The sequence below is a fragment of the Kitasatospora acidiphila genome (assembly GCF_006636205.1).
Lineage (GTDB): Bacteria > Actinomycetota > Actinomycetes > Streptomycetales > Streptomycetaceae > Kitasatospora > Kitasatospora acidiphila.
Window position 1 is genome coordinate 2,160,519 of sequence record NZ_VIGB01000003.1, and the last position, 17,904, is coordinate 2,178,422.

At 71.0% G+C, this 17,904-nt stretch carries 13 protein-coding genes, 1 tRNA gene and 1 pseudogene; 5 read left to right on the forward strand and 10 right to left on the reverse strand.

What is annotated here, in order from left to right:
- The first annotated feature begins 82 nt into the window (after nucleotides 1-82).
- The 3 genes from E6W39_RS10895 to E6W39_RS10905 all read left to right on the forward strand — a co-directional run bounded on the left by E6W39_RS10895 (nucleotide 83) and on the right by E6W39_RS10905 (nucleotide 4,384).
- The gene (locus E6W39_RS10895; protein WP_141633364.1) at nucleotides 83-2,134 is read left to right on the forward strand and encodes a S53 family peptidase; all 2,052 of its coding nucleotides are present in this window, start codon (nucleotides 83-85) and stop codon (nucleotides 2,132-2,134) included.
- Nucleotides 2,135-2,236: 102 nt separating this feature from the next.
- Complete coding sequence (locus tag E6W39_RS10900) at nucleotides 2,237-2,446, forward strand: hypothetical protein (protein WP_141633365.1); 210 nt, start codon at nucleotides 2,237-2,239, stop codon at nucleotides 2,444-2,446.
- Nucleotides 2,447-2,575: 129 nt separating this feature from the next.
- Complete coding sequence (locus E6W39_RS10905; RefSeq protein WP_141633366.1) at nucleotides 2,576-4,384, forward strand: amidohydrolase; 1,809 nt, start codon at nucleotides 2,576-2,578, stop codon at nucleotides 4,382-4,384.
- Nucleotides 4,385-4,470: 86 nt separating this feature from the next.
- Here E6W39_RS10905 and E6W39_RS10910 read toward each other — a convergent pair.
- The 5 genes and pseudogenes from E6W39_RS10910 to E6W39_RS10930 form a co-directional block, all read right to left on the reverse strand.
- A pseudogene (locus tag E6W39_RS10910) lies at nucleotides 4,471-5,464 on the reverse strand (TauD/TfdA family dioxygenase).
- 40 nt (nucleotides 5,465-5,504) lie between these two features.
- Entirely contained in the window at nucleotides 5,505-6,554 is a 1,050-nt protein-coding gene (locus E6W39_RS10915; RefSeq protein WP_228718084.1) for a hypothetical protein, read from the reverse strand.
- 255 nt (nucleotides 6,555-6,809) lie between these two features.
- A tRNA-Met gene (locus tag E6W39_RS10920) sits at nucleotides 6,810-6,883 on the reverse strand.
- A 123-nt stretch (nucleotides 6,884-7,006) separates the two neighbouring features.
- Nucleotides 7,007-7,720: a response regulator transcription factor gene (locus E6W39_RS10925; protein ID WP_141633368.1), complete on the reverse strand. Its 714-nt coding sequence runs from the start codon at nucleotides 7,718-7,720 to the stop codon at nucleotides 7,007-7,009.
- Nucleotides 7,717-9,003 carry a sensor histidine kinase gene (locus E6W39_RS10930; protein ID WP_141633369.1) on the reverse strand — a complete coding sequence of 429 codons (1,287 nt, stop codon included), beginning with the start codon at nucleotides 9,001-9,003 and terminating at the stop codon, nucleotides 7,717-7,719. Before E6W39_RS10930 ends, E6W39_RS10925 begins: the two co-directional genes overlap by 4 nt.
- Before the next feature lie 138 nt (nucleotides 9,004-9,141).
- On the opposite strand from E6W39_RS10930, the gene E6W39_RS10935 reads away from it, so the two are divergent.
- On the forward strand, nucleotides 9,142-9,561 hold the full coding sequence (locus E6W39_RS10935; RefSeq protein ID WP_141633370.1) for a DUF4190 domain-containing protein: 420 nt from the start codon (nucleotides 9,142-9,144) through the stop codon (nucleotides 9,559-9,561).
- A 132-nt stretch (nucleotides 9,562-9,693) separates the two neighbouring features.
- Here the strand turns inward: E6W39_RS10935 and E6W39_RS10940 are convergent, their stop codons facing one another.
- Both E6W39_RS10940 and E6W39_RS10945 read right to left on the reverse strand, forming a co-directional pair.
- Nucleotides 9,694-10,668, reverse strand: coding sequence for an aldo/keto reductase (locus E6W39_RS10940; protein WP_141633371.1), 975 nt, complete (start codon nucleotides 10,666-10,668; stop codon nucleotides 9,694-9,696).
- Nucleotides 10,669-10,763: 95 nt separating this feature from the next.
- Nucleotides 10,764-11,798 carry a zinc-binding dehydrogenase gene (locus E6W39_RS10945; RefSeq protein ID WP_141633372.1) on the reverse strand — a complete coding sequence of 345 codons (1,035 nt, stop codon included), beginning with the start codon at nucleotides 11,796-11,798 and terminating at the stop codon, nucleotides 10,764-10,766.
- Between the two features lie 193 nt (nucleotides 11,799-11,991).
- Here E6W39_RS10945 and E6W39_RS10950 point away from each other — a divergent pair, with 193 nt between their 5' ends.
- Nucleotides 11,992-12,897 (forward strand): helix-turn-helix transcriptional regulator, encoded by a 906-nt coding sequence (locus E6W39_RS10950; protein ID WP_141633373.1) that lies wholly within the window; start codon nucleotides 11,992-11,994, stop codon nucleotides 12,895-12,897.
- Nucleotides 12,898-12,979: 82 nt separating this feature from the next.
- Here E6W39_RS10950 and E6W39_RS10955 read toward each other — a convergent pair whose 3' ends face one another.
- From E6W39_RS10955 to E6W39_RS10965, 3 genes are all read right to left on the reverse strand, one after another.
- Nucleotides 12,980-14,056 carry a polyprenyl synthetase family protein gene (locus E6W39_RS10955; protein ID WP_141633374.1) on the reverse strand — a complete coding sequence of 359 codons (1,077 nt, stop codon included), beginning with the start codon at nucleotides 14,054-14,056 and terminating at the stop codon, nucleotides 12,980-12,982.
- 289 nt (nucleotides 14,057-14,345) lie between these two features.
- The gene (locus tag E6W39_RS10960; RefSeq protein ID WP_141633375.1) at nucleotides 14,346-15,818 is read right to left on the reverse strand and encodes a hypothetical protein; all 1,473 of its coding nucleotides are present in this window, start codon (nucleotides 15,816-15,818) and stop codon (nucleotides 14,346-14,348) included.
- 591 nt (nucleotides 15,819-16,409) lie between these two features.
- Nucleotides 16,410-17,879 carry a hypothetical protein gene (locus E6W39_RS10965; protein WP_141633376.1) on the reverse strand — a complete coding sequence of 490 codons (1,470 nt, stop codon included), beginning with the start codon at nucleotides 17,877-17,879 and terminating at the stop codon, nucleotides 16,410-16,412.
- Nucleotides 17,880-17,904 lie beyond the last annotated feature (25 nt).

Below are 17,904 nucleotides of genomic sequence, written 5' to 3' on the forward strand. Positions count from 1 at the left end.
CTGCGCCGGCTGTGCCCGGTGAACCGGTCGCCGGTCCGTCCATCTCCGGGCGGCCCGTTGACCACTGACGGAGTGTGAGACCTTGCCCCAGCAGTCCTCTTCCCCCGCCGCCCGGCGACTTCGGGCCGGCCGGCTGGCCGCCGTCGCGGCCACCGCCGCCCTGGTCGCCGCAGGTGTGGCGGCACCGGCCGCCGAGGCCGCGAGCCAGGGCCGCACCGAGCTGCCGTCCGGGATACCCCAGGGGGGCTCGGGCACCTTGGCCGACACCGGTGCGGCCCCGGGCAACTGGGGGATGTCGCTGCGGGTCTACCTGGCCGGAAAGGACCCGGTCGGCATGGTCAGGGCCGCGCAGCGCGGCGCCGATCCGTCCGGGCACGACTACGCCCACTACCTGACGCCCGCCCAGTTCGACCAGCGCTACGGCACCACCGCGGCCCAGACGGCGAAGGTCAGCGACTGGCTCACCGGCTTCGGCATGCACGTCACCGGCGCCAACGCCCACTACCTGACGGTCACCGCGACCGTGGACCAGGTGCAGCGGGCGTTCGCCACCTCCATGCACGCCTACGCCTGGCAGTCGGGGCAGCCTCCGCAGCTGCTCCGTCCGGCGAGCGCGGTCTCGGTGCCGGCCGCACTCGGCCACGACATCAGCACGGTGCTCGGCCTGGACGACGGCAACCCCGTCATTCCGGATACCCCCGGTACGGCGGCGCCGGCCGGTGCCGCGGCGCCCCAGGCCCCGGCACCCCGCACCACGGCACCCCGGGCCGCAGCACGTCAGAGTGCCGCGCCCACCACCGCGGCCACCCCGCCCTGCTCGCAGTGGTGGGGCCAGAACAGCTCGCCGATCCCGGCGGTCAACGGCCGCACCAGCGCCATCGACGCGGTCTGCGGCTACACCCCGCAGCAGCTGCGCGACGCCTACGGGGTGACCAGCAGCCAGTACACCGGCAAGGGCCGCACGGTGGCCGTGGTGCTGGACGGGGCACTGCCCACCATGGAGGCCGACGCCGACAAGTTCTTCGCCGCGCACGGCGTGCCGGGCTTCGCCCCCGGCCAGTACAGCGAGAACTTCGGCCCGGACTTCGCCGCCTCCTGCCGCGGGAACTCCGACGCACCGGAGGAGCCGCTGGACGTGGAGACGCTCCACATCGCCGCACCGGACGCCAAGGTGGTCTACGTCGGCGCCGACTGCACCTCGACCGGCGGCTACGGCGGCGGCAGCCTCGCCTTCCTGGACGCGCACACCCGGATCGTGGACCAGCACCTCGCGGACGTGGTGACCGACTCGTTCCCCACCCGGGAGGACGGCGACTCGCCCGCCACCGTGGCGGCCTGGGACCAGGTGTTCCAGCAGGGCGCGCTGGAGGGCATCGGCTTCGACTACTCCTCCGGCGACTACGGTGACGGCGCGTCCGGGGAGGACGCGGGCTCCCCGCGCTATGTGACCTTCCCGGCCTCCGACCAGTGGGCGACCTCCGTCGGCGGCACCACGCTGGAGATCGGCAAGAACGGCCAGGTGACCGGCGAACTCGGCTGGGGCAACAACGCGGCGCAGATCAACCCGCAGGGCACCGGGTACCTGACCCCGCCGCCCGGGCAGTTCTTCATGGGCTCCGGCGGCGGTCGCAGCAACCTGGTCAGCGAGCCCTGGTACCAGAAGAACACGGTCCCCTCGGCCCTGGCGACCGACGGAGGAACCGGGCCGGCCCGCCGGGTGCAGCCGGACATCGCCGCCGACGGCGACCGCGCCACCGGCTGGCTGATCGGCTTCACCACTCCGGGCGGCGCCTACCACGAGGAGATCGGGGCCGGCACCAGCGGCTCCTCCCCGCTGATCGCCGCGCTCGAAGCCGACGCGGGCCAGGCCGCCGGCCACGCGCTCGGCTTCGCCAACCCGCTGATCTACAAGCTGCACAACACTCCGGCGATCCGCGACATCGTGCCGGCCCCGGCCGGTCAGGAGCCCTGGGCGCTGACCTTCCTGCCGAAGTGGGACGACCCGACCGCCTTCAACAGCTACCTGACCCAGTTCGACCAGGACGGCTCGCTGAAGACCGCCCCCGGCTACGACGAGGTCACCGGCGTCGGCTCGGCGACCGCGGACTTCGTCCGTTCCTTCGCCCGCCACTGACCGCCGCAGCGCATCGGAGCCGTTCGTTCCACCGTCACGGTGGCGGTGGAACGAACGGCGGCTCCGGTGGTGGCTCCGGGACCGGGCCCGGACAATCGGGTCATGGCAGGCCTTGAAGCGAACCCCGGAACAGTGCATCTCGCCCATGGGGCGGGCTACGTCAGCCCTGGCGTCGCGCTCGATGAGTCGGTCGCGGGCATCATCCGGATCGACGAGTGCGGTTGGGTGCACGTCACGCAGAAGGACGGAGCCCGGGTGTCGTTCCCGCCGCACGCCGTGGAGCGCATCACCTGGGGCGAGCCCGCCACCTAGCGCGGGCCCGCCGCGTCCTCCCCTGCCGGCACCGCCTCGGATCGCCCCGCAGCATCCCGCGAGGTTCGCGACCCGATAGCCATGGGTAGGCAAGGGTGCACTGAACGTAGGCGGCAGAAGGGAACCGGAATGAGCGGTCAGCCGGCAGGGGCGACGGACACTGGCGACGGCCAGGCTGCGGCACCGTACGAGGAGGCCGATGTCATCTTCCACGGCGGTGAGATCGTGACCGTCGCCGCCGACGCGGACGAGTCCGGTCCCGGTCCCGAGGCGGTGGCCGTCAAGGACGGTGTCATCGTCCACGTCGGCGACTACCGGGAGGCCGTCAGCCGCTGGCAGGGGCCGCGAACGCAGGTGCGCGACCTCGCCGGTCGCGCTCTGCTGCCCGGCTTCATCGACGCCCACGGCCACCTGGGCGGCATCGGGCTGCAGGCCACCCTCGCCAACCTGCTGGCCGCCCCCGACGGGGACGTCACCGACATCGCCTCGCTCCAGGAGAAGCTGCGCGCCTGGGCGAAGACCCCGGTGGGCGCCTTCTCCAAGTGGATCATCGGGTTCGGCTACGACGACGCCATGCTCGCCGAACGCCGCCACCCCACCCGTGAGGAGCTGGACGCGGTGTCCACCACGCGGCCGGTGCTGGCCATCCACCAGTCCTTCCACCTCGGGGCGGTGAACAGCCGCGGTCTGCGGGAGTTGGGCTACACCAAAGCCACTCCCGACCCGGACGGCGGCGTGATTCGCCGTCAGGTCGATCCGCTGGAAAGGCCATTCGGCGAGCCCAACGGCGTGCTGGAGGAGACCGCTTTCAGCCCTGCCTCCGAAAAGGCCACCAAGGGCCTGCCGTTGACCGCCCTGGCCGCCCTGTTCAGCAAGGGCGTGGCGTCAGCCGCGAGCTTCGGCTTCACGACCGTCCAGGAGGGCGGCGCCACGCTGGAGAACCTCCAGGCACTGCGGGACGCCGCGGCCGTCGTACCGTTCAAGATCGACGTCGTCGCCTACGCACGGGCCGACGAGGCGACGGCCTCGCCGGAGGCGGACCCGGTCCGGGCGAGCCAGGAGTACCACCGGGGCGTGCGGGCGGCCGGGGTGAAGATGTACCTGGACGGGTCCCCGCAGGGCCGCACCGCCTGGCTCACCAAGCCCTACAGGGAGCGGCCGGAGGGCACGCCCGAGGGCTACTGCGGCTACCCCACCATCGAGGACCCCAAGGTCGTGCTCGACCAGGTGCGCACCGCCTACGCCAAGGGCTGGCAGGTACTGGCGCACGTCAACGGGGACGCCGCGATCGACCAGTTCATCGAGGCGGTCGAGACCGCCTCCGATGGGGTCGAGCCCGCCGGCGCTGACCGGCGGACGGTGGCGATCCACGCCCAGACCGCCCGCGAGGACCAGATCGAGGACTTCGCCCGCCTGGGCATCATCCCGTCCTTCTTCTCCATGCACACCTTCTACTGGGGCGACTGGTACCGCAAGACCGTCCTCGGGCCGAGGCGGGCCGCGACCATCTCCCCGGCCCGCTGGGCCGTCGACCGGCAGATGATCTACACCTCGCACCACGACGCCCCGGTGGCCCTGCCCAACTCGATCGCCATCCTGTCCAGCCAGGTCACCCGCCGCACCCGCACCGAGCAGGTCGTCCTCGGGCCCGAGCAGTGCGTGTCGGCCCTGGACGCGGTCAAGTCCATCACCATCAACGCCGCCCACCAGTACTTCGAGCAGGACCGCAAGGGCAGCATCGAGGTCGGCAAGCTCGCCGACCTGGTGATCCTCTCCGCGAACCCGCTGACGATCCCGCCGGACGAGATCAAGGACATCACGGTCGCCGAGACCATCAAGGAGGGGACCACCATCCACTCCGCCGCCGCCGTGAGCAGCGACGACCCCGAGCCCGGGCTCGAAGTCCCGACCGACTACCAGTGGCACGGCTGCTGCTGACGGTCCATCAGCCAGCACTCCGGGCCCCAGGCCCGGAGTGCCGCACCGGCCAAGCCCGTTGGCGCCATCGGCCGAGTACGTTGGCGTCAGCGGGCGAGTACGTGGCCGTCGTGGGGCGGTGGTCTCGGGAGCGGCGCAGGTCGGTGGTGACGTAGCTGCGCTGCAGCCAGCGGTCCGCTCCGTCGTACCGGGGCTGGAAGGCGGTGCGGCCGTGGACGGTGACGCGGTTGTCGACGATCACCAGGTCCCCCGGAGTCAGGCGCAGGATGCGGGCGGTCGCCTCGCAGGCGCGGCCGAAGTCGGCCAGTGCGGCGGCGGCCCGAGCGGTGAGCGGGGTGGTGACGAGCTGGGCCATCCGGATGTCGGGATCCTCAGGCGCTCCGGACAGCACCGCTCGGGGCTCGGCAGCGGGCTCGCCCGTGGCGGCGCCGGGGCCGAAGGAGGGTGGTGGTGTGGTGATGAACTCCGTTGTGAACAGGGCCTGGCGGCTGGCTGGGGTGAGGAGCGGCAGCGCTTGGCGCAGGCCGGCGACGCGCATGCCGGCGGTCTGGTCGTGGTCGGCGCGCAGGCACAGGAAGACCACGTAGTCGGGTGGGTGGGGTGGAAGCCGTTCTCGGTGTGGAAGGACAGCGGCACCGACCCGGCGTTGCCGTGGAAGGCCTCCTGCCCTGGCACGGGCACGACGTCCTGCACGAGGGCGCCGGACTTCTCGGCGAGGTAGGCGAGCGGCTCGCCCAGTCCGCAGGCGACCATGGTGAGCACCGCGGCCGGGACGGTGGGCTGGCGCTGGACCGAGCCGAGTACGGCCGGTGTGGCCGGCAGGGCCGCCCGGTCGACGGGCAGGCCGCCGATCACCAAGGTGCCGTGCGGGCCGGAGTGCCGTCGGAACCGGCGCACCGCGCGGCGCAGCGCTAGCGGCAGCTCCTCCCAGGCGTCCCGGGCCCGTGCCACCCACTCGGGGCTGTCGACCTGGTCGGGTCCGCCAGTGCACAGGGTGCGGGCCAGCCGCTCGCATGCGTCCGCATCGACCGGATCCAGTTGCCAGTCGGCGGCGGCGGTGCCTTGAGGGGTGTCGGACATCAGGTCTCCTGCCGGTGGTGTGGGCGGCGGACGCGCGGGCTCAGGAGTGGCGCAGGTCGGCCACGGCGTCGGCGATGTAGTGGTCCCCGAACCGGATCAGGCGGGCGTACTGGGCCGCGCGGCGATGCCGCATGAGCCGTAGTTCGGCAACGGCGTTGTCGGGGCCGTCAGACCGCTGGGCGATGGAACGGCGCAGGTGCACCATCGAGTACGCGAGGGTGATGTGCCGTTCGGCGTCGACGATGTCGGCTTCCAGGAGGGCGCCCCGCGCCTCGGCCAGCTCGGGGGCGCGGGCCGCCAACTCCTCATAGGAGTCGGGGACCACCGACAGCAGGTCCTTCATCGCGGACCGGAAGAGCTTGTACCCGCGGTGCTGGCGCCCGCTCAACGGGATGTCCGTCGACGGAGGCGCCATGGTCTGGCGGATCGCCGCCATGTAGTAGTCGGTCGGGATCGTACTGGCGTGGTTCATGGCCGCCGGGAAGCCGCGCACATACCCCGTCGCGTCCGCCAGTCGCAGCAGCGCGGCATCGCCGTCGCCGTGCCGCAGTTGGCGAGCGGCGTCGGCCACGGCGACGGCGGCGCAGACGTTGAACAGGACGTGGACCTGGTGCCCGATGAGCCACCGGGCACTCCACGTGCTCTCCAGCGACGGCCCCGCCCCGGCCTCGGGGACGGCCACGGCCGGAACGGACTCGGGGTCGGCGCCCGGCACCGCGCCGGTGAGGTCGAGCACCGACTGCCGCATCCCGGCCACCTCCAGCGCCAGGTCGGCACCTGAGAGCGGAGCATCACACAGATCCTCCAGACCGCGGTGGATGACCAGGGCACCGTGCAGGGCGGCCTGCTGATCCGAGAGTTCCACCTCGCGAACCCGGAAGTACGACTGGCTGGTTGACTCCGCCGGAACGTCCTCACCGGCCACGGCCGGGGCCAGGGCCGACAGCGCGGCCACCAACTCACCGGCCACCGCGGCGGCTTGCCGCAGCGCGGCGGTCCGCTCGACAGGTCGGCCGTGGGTCGCCACCCCGGCCAGCACGTGTGCGGTCCGCTTGGCCTCGGCCTCGACCCGCGGGCCGAGCACCGGCACCGGCCGCCCGCCTCGGGGTTCACGGAAGACAGCGACAGGAGGATGGCCGGCAACCGGCGATAAGCCCATGGTTGGAATATGTCGCCAGGAACCCACCACCCGAAACCCTGACCGGCAGGACGATTCCGGTGCGGTGCACTGGAGTTGGCGGCCGGCGCGGCGACCTGGGCTAGCAGCACTGCGACGGCTCGCCAGGTGCAACGAAAAAGACCGGCCCGGCACACTTGGTGTGCCGGGCCGGTCTTTGCTACTGAGTAGCGGGGACAGGATTTGAACCTGCGACCTCTGGGTTATGAGCCCAGCGAGCTACCGAGCTGCTCCACCCCGCGTCGGTGAACATCACTCTACGGCACTGCGGTCGGTATGCGAAATCCGGTCGCGGCGGGGGTCCGGTCCCGGTCGGTCAAGACCCTCCTCCGCAGCCTCGACTAGCTCGGGCCAGCTCAGGCGCGTCAGCCGGCGACCCCCGGCACCACCAGGCCGGACTCGTACGCGATCACCACCGCGTGGGTCCGGTTCTGCGCGCCGAGCTTGGTCAGAACGTTCCCGACGTGTGTCTTCACCGTCTCCAGGCTCACCGTGAGCGACTCCGCGATCTCCGGGTTGGACAGGCCGGTGGCCATCAGCCGCAGCACCTCCTCCTCCCGGCCGGTCAGCGCCGCCTTCGGCAACGCCTCGGCACAGGCCAGCGGGCGGGCGGCGACCATGCGGCGCAGTGCCGCCGGGAAGAGGATCGCCTCCCCCGCCGCCACCACCCGCACCGCCTCCGCGATCTGCCGGACCGGCAGCCGCTTGAGGACGAACCCGCTGGCCCCGGCGCTGAGCGCGGCGGTGACGTAGTCGTCGTTCTCGAAGGTGGTGATCACCACGACCTTCGGCGGCCCACCCTGTTCGCCCGGTTCGCCTGGTCCGCCCGGTGCGGCCAGCAACTGCCGGGTGGCCTCGATCCCGTTGCGGCGCGGCATCCGCACGTCCATAAGGACCACGTCCGGCCGCAGTCGCCGCGCCTGCTCGACCGCCTCGACGCCGTCGGCGGCCTCGCCGACCACCGTGATGCCCGGCTGGGCCGCGAGCAGCATGCGCAGACCGCTGCGGGTCACCTCGTCGTCGTCCGCGATCAGGAGGGTGACAGCGGTACCGGTAGGACCGGCCTCGGGGCCCGTCATGCCGACAGCCGGATCGGGAGCCGGACCGCCAACCGCCAGTGCTGCGGCCCGTGCGGGCCGGCGTCGAGGTCACCGTGCAGCAGCCGCACCCGCTCCGCCAGCCCGGGCAGACCGTGCCCGGAGGTCGGAAAGGCACCCGGGCCCGTGCCCGGGCTCGCCCCGGTCCGGTTGACCACACTGAGCTCCAGTCCGTCCGGCGCGGCCACCACCCGGACCTCGATCGGACCGCCCGCCCCGTGCCGCAACGCGTTCGTCAGCCCCTCCTGCAGGATCCGGTACGCCGCCCGGGAGAGCGTCCCCTGCACCTGGTCCAGCTGGCCCGACAGCTCCGGCTCCACCACCGCGCCCGCGTGCCGCAACCGCTCCAGCAGCTCGGGCAGGTCGGCCAGGGTCCGGGTCGGCGCCGTCCCCGCCTCCTCCTCGCGCAGCACGCCCAGCACGTAGTCCAGGTCCTCCAGCGCGGCCCGGGTCGACTCCTCGATGCTGCGCAGGGCGGCCCGCGCCGCCACCGGGTCGACGGAGAGCACCTCGCCCGCCACCGCCGCCTGGATGGTGGCCGCCGTCAGCGTGTGCCCGATCGAGTCGTGCAACTCGTGGGCCAGCCGGTTGCGTTCGGCCAGCTGCTGCTCCCGTTCGGCCGCCAGCGCGAGCCGCTCGGCCGACGACGGTCCCAGCAGCCTCGGCGCCAACCACCGCAGAGCGCCCGTCAGCACCGCGCACAGCGCCGGCACCAGCAGCAGGCAGGCGAGCGCCAGCACCCAGCTCCAGACGCCCGTCACCCGCACCGACCAGTTGAACAGGCTCAGCCCCGCGTCGTTGCCGGTCCACCCGCCCGGCAGGGCCACGCCCAAGCCGAGCAGCACCATGCTCGCCAGGCCTCCCGTCCACCCCAGTGCCACGTGCAGCAGCAGCCAGAGCGGAGTGCGCCAGCGGTCGGCAGCGGACGGCACGGCGCGGGCCGGCACGGCAGGAGTCGGCCCGGCGCCGGTTGGGCGCGCCGCCTGACGACCCGCCGCCAAGTCCGGCAGCGGCACCCCCAGCAGTCGCCGGGCGCAGGCGATCAGCACCCGCCGGGTGGTGCGGGCCAGCCCGAGCACGGCGACCAGCGCCGCCCAGACCAGCAGGGTCAGAACAGCGCGGGCGGCGGAGGGAGCCGAGCGCCAGACCAGCACCGGCACCATGGCGAACGGCAGCAGTGGCAGGCTCAACAACGCGCCGCAGTAGGCGAACAGCGCACCGGTATACGTGGAGCCGCGCAGCAGCGGCCGGATTCCCCTGATCATGATCGCCAGTATGGCCGGGCAGCTCACCGGCGGCCTCCCCCGATCGAGGGAGCGCTTTCTCCCGCCTTGCCGCGATGCGCGCCCCGCGGTCCGGCGACCAGGATCGTGCCCTGCCACGTTGACGGATGGGGACGGCCGATGAACACGCAAGAGCTGGAGACGTCACCGCATCCCCGGGCTCCGACCGCCTCGGCTCCAGCGCGGGCCCGGGGGCGCGGCCGGGGCGGGCCGCCTGCGACCGACGCGAACGGCCTGGCCGCGACGGCCGTGGAACTGGGCGTCAATGCCTTGCTCAGCTCGCTCTTCCTGATCGGCGGCCTGCTCGGCCTGGTCGGCCTGGTCCTGGGCACCGCCGCCCTGAAGAGAGCCATGAGCACCAGCACCGGCCGACGCCAGTCCGTCACCGCCGTGGTGACGTCGTTCATCGCGATCGCGGTCTCCGCCCTGGTCGCGCTCCTCGCCCTCTGGTGCGCCCACCGGTTCCATGGCTCCTACCAGTTGAACCACGTCCACCAGTACGGCAGAAGGCTGCTGCACCTCATGCTGGGGCGCGCTTGAACGGTGGGCCGATCGCCCCCGCCCCCGCCGGGTACGGCACTTGATCACGGCCGGCGCGGCGAACGTACTCCTCGCGGAAGAAGCCGCCGCCCCGATAGGGGCCCAGGTGCCGGGGATGACCGGGAGTTGGGGTCAGCGCTCCATCAATCGCATCTGAGCCTCGTTGTGGGTGTCGCCGGCGGCCGGGGGCAGGCTGGTGAGCCTGGCGAGCTGCTCGTCGGAGAGGTGGACGGCGTCGGCGGCGGTGTTCTCCTCGACGCGGGCCACGTGCCGGGTGCCGGGGATGGGGGCGATGTCGTCGCCCTGGGCCAGCAGCCAGGCGAGTGCGACCTGAGCCGGGGTGGCACCGATCTGGGCGGCGATGGCGGCGACCTCGTCGGCCAGGCGCAGGTTGTGCTGGAAGTTCTCGTCGGCGAACCGCGGGTTGTCGGCGCGGAAGTCGGTGGGGTCGAACTGGTCGGTGGAGCGGATCGTGCCAGTCAGGAAGCCGCGCCCCAGGGGCGAGAAGGGCACGAAGCCGATGTTCAGCTCGCGCAGCACCGGCAGCACCCGGGCTTCGGGGTCGCGGGTGAACAGCGAGTACTCGGACTGGACGGCGGTGACCGGGTGGACGAGGTGGGCGCGGCGGATGGTGTCGGGTCCGGCCTCGGACAGGCCGATGTGCCGGATCTTGCCCTGGGTGACGAGGTCGGCGAGGGCCCCGACAGTGTCCTCGATCGGGGTGCCGGGGTCGACGCGGTGCTGGTAGTACAAGTCGACGTGGTCGGTGCCCAGGCGCTTGAGGGAGCCTTCGACGGCGGCGCGGATGTTGGCCGGGCTGCTGTCCGTGGCTCCCTGGCGGCCGGTGTGGGAGATCAAGCCGAACTTCGTCGCCAGCACGACCTGGTCCCTGCGGCCTTTGAGGGCGCGGCCGACGAGTTCCTCGTTGACGTAGGGGCCGTAGACCTCGGCGGTGTCGATGAAGGTGACGCCCAGGTCGATGGCGCGGTGGATGGTGCGGACGGACTGGGCGTCGTCGGTTCCGGCGCCGGTGTAGCCGTGGGACATGCCCATCGCACCGAGGCCGATCCGGGAGACGTCCAGCTCACGCAGCTTGATGTGCTTCACAGTTGTTCCGTTCGCTCGGGGTTTGCCGAAGTCGAGGATGGCCCATGGGGAGTGCTCCTGGTGCGACGCGCGCCGACACCGCAGCCGGTGCCGGGTCAGGGGCGCACGATGACCTTGAGCGCCTCGCGGTCGTTCATCAGCCGGTAGCCCTCCGCGACCTGTGCCAAGGGGACGGTGCGGTCGAAGACCCGGCCGGGGCGGATCTCACCGCTGAGGATGTGCGGCAGCAGTTCCTCGATGTAGGCACGGGCGGGTGCGACGCCGCCGGTGAGGGTGATGTTCCGCAGGAACTCGGGGAACCCGAAGGGGACTTCGGGATACTGCGGGGCGCCGACCCGGCTGATGACCCCGCCGTCCCGGACCACGCCGGCGGACTGGACGAGGGCGTCCTTGAGCCCCACGCACTCCAACACCCGCTCGGTGCCGTGGCCGGCGGTCAGCTCGCGCACGGCGTCCACGCCGTCCTGGCCTCGTGCGGCGACCACGTCGGTGGCGCCGAACTCGCGGCCGAGGTCGGTGCGCTGAGCGTGGCGGCCCATCAGGATGATCCGTTCGGCGCCGAGCAGCTTCGCGGCGATGACCGCGGACAGGCCGACCGCGCCGTCACCGATCACGGTGACGCTCTCGCCCGCCCGGACACCGGCCGTCCGGGCGGCGTGGTAGCCGGTGCACAGCACGTCGGACAGGGTGAGCAGGTCGGGCAGCAGCTCGGAGCCCTCGGTGACGGGGAGCTTGACCAACGTGCCGTCGGCATAAGGGACCCGAGCCGCCTGGCCCTGGCCGCCGTCGACGCCGCCCACGCCCCACGGGCCGCCGTGGCGGCAGGAGGTGTGCAGGCCCTGACGGCAGTACTCGCAGGTGCCGTCCGAATAGGTGAAGGGGGCCACGACCACGTCACCCACCTGGACGCCCCTCACCTGTGTGCCGGTCTCCTCGACCACGCCGATGAACTCGTGGCCCATCTGGCGGGGGGTGTCGGTGAGCGGCTGCGACTTGTACGGCCACAGGTCGCTGCCGCAGACGCAGCCCAGCACGATGCGCACGACGGCGTCGGTGGGCTGCTGGATCTTCGGGTCCGGGACGTCCTCGACGCGTACGTCGCCGGCCTGATGGAGGAGTGTTGCGCGCATGGTGGGTGCCTTCCCGTAATTGCGTGATTGCGTGGCGGATGCTGGAGCGGAGCGGCAGATGCCCGCTTCCTCAACCCTGCCCCCGGCCCGGGCCGCGCGGCAGGCCGAGCCGTTCCGGGGAGCAGCAGCGGGGGTGTGGCAGGGCCCCCCTGGTGGCAGGCGCCCAGGTTGCGGGCGGGCCACACTGGTGCACATGGCAGCGGAGCAGCACCACGACGCCGGCGGCACCGAACTGGGGCGGTTCCTGCGCGCCCGGCGCACCCAGGTGACCCCGGCCGAGGTCGGCCTCACCCCCGGCGCCGGGGTACGCCGCACCCCGGGACTGCGCCGCGAGGAAGTCGCCGCGCTGGCCGGGGTCAGCATCGACTACTACACCCGGCTGGAACGCGGCAAGGAGACCCGACCCAGCCTGGCCGTCGTCGACGCACTCGGACGCGCCCTGAAACTGGACCAGGACGAGCACGACCACCTGCGCGACCTGGTGATCCGGGCCGCGCGCTACGCCCCCGAACCCCCGGCCGCCCCCAGCCGCACCGTGAGCCCCCAGGTCAAGCTCCTGCTGGAGAACCTGCGCCCGAACCCGGCCTACGTCACCAGCCGCACCCTGGACCTGCTCGCCCACAACCCCGGCGCGCTCGCCCTGTACGCCGGCCTCGAGGACTGGCCCGCCAAGCAGCGCAACCTCGCCCGCTTCCTCTTCCTCCACCCCGCCGCCCGCGACCTCTACGCCGACTGGGACACCCAGGTCCGCAGCTGCGTCGCCCGCCTGCGCGCCCTGGCCGGCACCGACCCCGACGCCCCCGACCTGGCCACTCTCATCGGCGAACTCCTCCTGAAGAGCCGGGACTTCGCCAAACTCTGGGACCGCTACGAGGTCACCCGGCGCGCCCACGCCCAGCGGCCCAAGACCTTCCACCACCCCCAGGTCGGCGAGATCACCCTCAGCTTCCAGGGCATGCAGCTGGAAGGCACCCCCGGCCACCGCCTCGGCGTATACCTCACCACGCCCGGCAGCCCCGAACACGACGCCATCGTGCTCCTCGACATGACCGCCCCCAGCCAGCCGACAGCGAAGCAGCCCACCCGACCGGACCGCTGACGCCGGATCGCTCAGCGCTCCGCAGCGGCAGCCGGTCGAAGAAGGTGACCCCACTCCGCACGGCACCGGGCGCGGGGTGGTGTCAGGAGGTGTACCGGGTGGCGGTGATCGCCAGGTCGCGCAGGGCAACCTCTGCGGCTTGCGGGAAGGCGGCCGCGTCCAGGACGCGCAACACCTGCTCGTAGCGGGAGGTGATCAGCCGCTCGGTGGCTTCTCGGGCCCCGGTGGTCTCCAGGATGTCCCTCACCTCTGCCGCCTCGCACTCCCGCAGATCGGCCCGGCCCACCAGATGGCGAAGCCGCTCCCGCTGGACCTGGTTGGCCCGCCGCAGACCCAGCGCCAGCAGAACGGTCCGCTTGCCTTCCCGCAGATCGCCCAGGCCCGGCCGACACGCGCCGTCCGGGCTGCCGAAGACGTCGAGGAGATCGTCCCTGATCTGGAACGCCTCCCCCAGTGGCAGGCCCAGCTGCGTGAAGGCGTCCATGGTGGCCGCACCGGCCCCGGCGACAGCGGCTCCCAGCTGCAGCGGCCGCTCGATGGTCGCGGAGGCGGTCTTGAGACGGATGATCCGCAGTGCCGCCTCGATGTCGTCAGGACCCCGGCCGGTGCCCATCACATCCAGGTACTGGCCGTACATCACCTCCTCCAGCATCGCGTCGTACAACCCATGGACCACCGGATACCGCCCGGCATCCAGCCGGGCGGTGTGCAGAAGTTCCTGAGCCCACGTCAATGCCAGGTTCCCCACCAGCAAGGCGCCGCCCGCACCAAGGCGTTCGGCCCGCACATCCCCGCCCAGCTGGGCGCGCAGGGCACGGTGGACGGCAGGGCGGCCACGGCGACTGGCCGAGTCGTCCATGATGTCGTCGTGGATGAGGGCGAACGCGACGAACAACTCCAACGATGCCGCTACTCGCAGAACCGACGTCACGTCACCGTGTCCGCCTGCGGCATGCCAGCCCACCACGCACAACATCGCCCGGATCCGTTTGCCGCCGGCCGCCAGGAAGTCCCGCACCGTCCGCACCACCTCCGGCGGGTGCCCACACCCGGCCGCCGCCCGGGCCTTACCGGCCAGGAAGTCCTCCAGCACCGCATCGACCTGCCGCCGGACCGCCCTCAGGTCGATCCCGTGCGCAGCAACCACACCCGACGTCATCGGTTCAGCATCCTCGCAGCAGGCCAGGCCGGGCCCCACCGGACCCGGTAGCGGTGACCGCAGGGGCGACTCCGGCCGGTTTGACGGGGTCGGCCGCACAGCGTGCAGCCAACCCCCTCGTCACCCATGTGGTCTGCATGCCTCATCAACGACCAGGAGCACCGCAGAGCACGCACCGACCAGTCCAATCAGACCCCCAGAGACCCCGCCAGGCTGGCTCTCGACGTCTACAGCCGGCACTGCAACCGCCATCGTCCACCGCTGACCGGCGGCCTTGGTGACGCCGAAGTCAGACTTCGGCATCGGTGTCGGCGTGATCCGCTTTCGGGTCTTCCAGCAGTCCCCGGTCGTCCTCTGTCTCTACGAACGAGCTCGCAGAGGATAGATGCTGTGTCCTCCAGCGGGCGTTGTTATAGAGCGTCCGGGAAGTTTGGGCTACCTCCTTTTCACCGCCATAGTCGGGCCCTTCCTGAAGGTACCGGTTCTTGTGGCTTACGAAGCGGAGGGTGTCGCCCGCTCGAAGCACCCGGTTGCCGCCGGCGGTGATGTTGCCGGTCGTACTGATGGAACCCGCAGTCTGGTTGATGCTGTTCTCAACCGCGAACGCACCATTGACCGTCGACTTGATCTTGGTGACGGCAAGAGTGCCGTAGACGTTGAGGTTGGCGGTGTCCTTGATGTCGAGGCGACCCGTCTTGAGCCAGATGTACCCGTTGGCCCCGGGGTCGACGGTGATACTGCCGTTCGCGGTAAGGGTCTTGCCCGCCTCGATGGTGACATTGCCCTTGGCCGTGATGGTGCTGTTGGCGGTAAGGGGACCGTTGGCGGTGAGCGCGCCCTGGGCGACCGCCGGGCCGGCCGTCGCGGTGAGCGCGCCGTAGACGGTGATCTGGCCGCCGTTCTGCGGGATGGTCAGGCCGGCCTGCCCCTGGAATGAGAGAGTGTTCTTGACGCTGACACTGCCATCGGAGGTAGCGGCCGCCACGCTGGTGACCGCGACATCGGGGTTGTTGACCTTGATGTAGGTGGTGAGGTAGCGAACTTCGTTGCCCATCTTGGCTTCGAGGGTGAAGCTGGAGTCGTCGACCAGGTTTTCCGGGGAGGTCCAAGTGCCGTCCTTGGCCGTGGACGAGCCCTGGGTGCCGTCCGGCTTGCGGTAGTACATGGTGTACGTCGCGTGGGGGGTGCCTTCCCAATTGAGGGTGGCCTTGGTGTTGCGGCCGATGGCCACGGAGGCCGGGCGGAAGCTGTGCAGGTAGAACGAGTCGTCGCGCTTGCTGACGCCGCCTTTGCCGGTGCGTTCCTGGAAGGGGCCGTCCGCTCCGGTGGCCGAGGTGGACTCTTCCCAGATGATGTCGACCGGCCCGGCGCCGCCATTGACCTCGATGCCCCACAACTCCAGCTGGACGCTCCAGGTTCCGTCGAACGCGGCGGGCTCGTTCGGCGGCGGCGAGCAGGTGAAGACGACCTGGTTGGGGTCGCGGGTGTCAGGCACGACGGCCCACTGCCGCTTGCCGTCGGGCACGGTCAACTCGTAGCGGATCAGGGTCGGTTCACTGGTCAGGGCAGAGGCCTGACGGCCGGTCGGGATGCGGACCCTGAACCACTTGCAGTGCACGGGCCAGCTGCCGCCGGACTTCACCCTGCCGTAGGTGAAAGTCAGCTTGGCGTACTCCGGCTTGGCGAAGGTGGAGACGTTCAGCGCGCCAGGCTCGGGAACCATCTCCGGCGGGAGCAGCATGGGAAGGTCAGCGGCGGTCACGGTTCTGTAACTCCTTAGTGCAGGTTGTCAGTTGGCTAGGGGCACAACGGTGAGGGCAGCAGTGCCGGCGCGGCGCTGCTGGCTGCTGTCACCGAGTGCGGCGTCCCCGGTGATGCGGCTCTCGGTGCCGAGTGGGGCACTGAAGGCCAGACCGGGCCCCACCGGACCCGGTAGCGGCGATCTCAGCGGCGACTCCGGTCGGCTTGAGGGAGTCGGCCGTACAGCGTGCGGACGACCCCCTCGTCGCCCATGCGGTCTGCATGCCTCATCAACGATCAGGAGGACCGCAGAGCACGCACCAACCAGTCCACTCAGACGCCCGGAGACCCCGCTGCGCTGGCGAGGGCACCGAGCCGCCGAACCGACGGACCAACAGGACCTACACCGGACGCTCGGTCAAACGGCACATGCCGACCGCACATCGCGAGGCGACCGCCCACTGCGAACGGGGCAACGCAACCCTGCGGCGCGAGGTCCTCGACCAGTTACTGACAGGGAACGAGACCCACGCCCGGCCGGGCCGCGACGCCTACACCCGGCGCGACCACCGCCATCGTCCACCGCTGACCGGCGGCCTTGGCGACGTCGAAGTCAGACTTCTGGCTTGGCGTTGACCTGGTCTGCCCTAAGGGGCTCAGGCAGCTCCTGGTCACTCTCGGGTGTCTCTGCGAGCGAGGTCGCCGAAGACACGTGGAGAGCCTTCCAACTTGAGGTGGTGTAGAGCGTCCTTGAGGCCATGACGTTCTCGTGGTCCCGCCCGTAGTCGGCATCGTGGCTGAGATACCTGTTCTGGACATTCAGGAAGCGGAGTGTGTCACCCGCTCGAAGCACCCGATTTCCGCCGGCGGTGACGTTGCCAGTAACGCCGAGGGCGCCAGTGACCGTGACAGTGCCGTTGAGGCCGAGTACCCCGGCTCCGCGTCCGTTGATTTCGCTGGCCGCAATAGTGATGGTGCTGATGGCGCCGCTGTAGGTTCCATTGCCGGTGACGGAGAGAACGCCATCGGCGAAAGTGGTTTTCACCTTTTTGGCGACATTCGCTGCGTTCGGCATGTTCTCGATAGTGAGCACACCGTTTTCGGGCGACCTGATGGCCTTCGCGATGACGGCATTGCTGAATTCGGTGCTGCTGTTCGAGATGGTCAAGGCCCCGCCTGCGATGCTCAGGGGCCTCTCGTTGGGCGCTGTGGCGTTGTAAGGACCACGGATCTCCCCAACGCGGAGGACCTTGCCGGCCGCCTGGGTGACATGCCCGTTGAACACACTGTCGCTGGCGGCGGTCACGCTGGTGACGGCGATGTCGGGGTTGTTGACCTTGATGTAGGTGGTCAGGTAGCGAACTTCGTTTTTCATTTTCGCTTCGAGGGTGAAGCTCGTGTCATCGACCAGGTTTTCCGGGGAGGTCCAGGTGCCGTCCTTGGCCGTGGACGAACCCTGGGTGCCGTCCGGCTTGCGGTAGTACATGGTGTACTCGGCGTGGGGGGTGCCCTCCCAGAGGAGGGTGGCCTTGGTGTTGCGGCCGATCGCCACGGAGGCCGGGCGGAAGCTGTGGAGGTAGAACGAGTCGTCGCGCTTGCTGACGCCGCCCTTGCCGGTGCGTTCCTGGAAGGGGCCGCCCACTCCGGTGGCCGAGGTGGACTCCTCCCAGATGATGTCGACCGGGCCGACGCCGCCGTTGACCTCGATGCCCCACAGTTCCAGCTGGACGCTCCAGGTTCCGTCGAACGCTGCGGGCTCGTCCGGCGGCGGCGAGCACGTGAAGACAACCTGGTTGGGGTCGGTGGTGTTGCGCGTGACGTCCCACTTCCGTTTGTTGGCGGGCCAGGTCAACTCGTAGCGGATCAGGGTCGGTTCGCTGGTCAGGGCGGAGGCCTGGCGACCGGTCGGGATGCGGACCTTGAACCACTTGCAGTGCACCGGCCAGTTGCCGCCGGACTTCACTTTGCCGTAGGTGAAGGTCAGTTTGGCGTACTCCGGTTTGGCGAAGGTGGAGACGTTCAACGGGCTCGGGTCCTCGACCATGGCGGGCGGGAGCAGCATGGGAAGGTCAGCGGTGGTCATGACTCTGGAACTCCTCGATGCAGGC

What these genes read in the sequence shown, in the direction of transcription:
- E6W39_RS10900 (WP_141633365.1), top strand. Translation starts at nt 2,237, where the DNA reads ATGGCAGGCCTTGAAGCGAACCCCGGAACAGTGCATCTCGCCCATGGG.
- E6W39_RS10905 (WP_141633366.1), top strand. Translation starts at nt 2,576, where the DNA reads ATGAGCGGTCAGCCGGCAGGGGCGACGGACACTGGCGACGGCCAGGCT.
- E6W39_RS10925 (WP_141633368.1), bottom strand. Translation starts at nt 7,720, where the DNA reads ATGACGGGCCCCGAGGCCGGTCCTACCGGTACCGCTGTCACCCTCCTG.
- E6W39_RS10930 (WP_141633369.1), bottom strand. Translation starts at nt 9,003, where the DNA reads ATGATCAGGGGAATCCGGCCGCTGCTGCGCGGCTCCACGTATACCGGT.
- E6W39_RS10935 (WP_141633370.1), top strand. Translation starts at nt 9,142, where the DNA reads ATGAACACGCAAGAGCTGGAGACGTCACCGCATCCCCGGGCTCCGACC.
- E6W39_RS10945 (WP_141633372.1), bottom strand. Translation starts at nt 11,798, where the DNA reads ATGCGCGCAACACTCCTCCATCAGGCCGGCGACGTACGCGTCGAGGAC.
- E6W39_RS10950 (WP_141633373.1), top strand. Translation starts at nt 11,992, where the DNA reads ATGGCAGCGGAGCAGCACCACGACGCCGGCGGCACCGAACTGGGGCGG.
- E6W39_RS10955 (WP_141633374.1), bottom strand. Translation starts at nt 14,056, where the DNA reads ATGACGTCGGGTGTGGTTGCTGCGCACGGGATCGACCTGAGGGCGGTC.
- E6W39_RS10965 (WP_141633376.1), bottom strand. Translation starts at nt 17,879, where the DNA reads ATGACCACCGCTGACCTTCCCATGCTGCTCCCGCCCGCCATGGTCGAG.